This window comes from Mesorhizobium sp. M7A.F.Ca.ET.027.03.2.1 (genome assembly GCF_003999175.1).
Classification (GTDB): Bacteria; Pseudomonadota; Alphaproteobacteria; order Rhizobiales; family Rhizobiaceae; genus Mesorhizobium.
Genome location: NZ_RZOM01001754.1, coordinates 1 through 639 on the forward strand (window position 1 = coordinate 1; position 639 = coordinate 639).

Consider the following 639-nt stretch of genomic DNA (forward strand, 5'->3'; position numbering starts at 1 on the left):
CTTCACGCCCTTCATATTGACGATGAAGCCGACGCCGCAGGCGTCATGCTCGTTGCGCGGATCGTAGAGGCCCTGGGCGGAAAAGCCGTTGGCGGTTCGGCTAATATTGGATCGCAAGGTGGTTTTGACGGTTGCCGCTTTCGTCTGCGCGGCCTGGCCGTTCGTCGCAGAGTGCGTCATGTCCGTCATCTCCTGTCCTCCATTCCCAGCCATTCAGGCGCTGGTTTGCCTCGGCAAGCGCTTGGCTCACCCTGATCCTTGTGGCACGTCTTGCGAAATCCTTGCCGAACCAGGCGGCTTTCCGCATGGATCGCATCTGGTAATCGTACAGGCCAGAGTCTGGCTGTCCACCTGTCGCTCGCGGCAACAGCCGGAGAGGCCCAATGATACGCCAATCCGGCTCGTTTTGTGCGACAAAATAAGACAGCACTACTGTCCTAAATTTTTATGGCAGAAATCCGGGACGCACACAAGACCGATTCACAAAAAACTTGGGCTTTTCGCGACAGAAAATGTCGTCAAGTCTGGGAAAAACGTAAGCTTCAGTCGTCGACCTGGGCTTTGCCGGTTGGCTGGCTTTACTGTTTTTCCGGCGCCTGGCCCCTTGCGGTCCGCTCGCGAAACCGGTCAACTTCAGAC

1 protein-coding gene is annotated in these 639 nt (G+C 56.8%); it reads right to left on the minus strand.

What is annotated here, in order from left to right:
- Nucleotides 1-189, minus strand: a 189-nt coding sequence (locus EN750_RS37855; protein ID WP_145968363.1) for a hypothetical protein, incomplete at its 3' end; no start/stop codon positions are given.
- Between the last annotated feature and the right edge of the window lie 450 nt (nucleotides 190-639).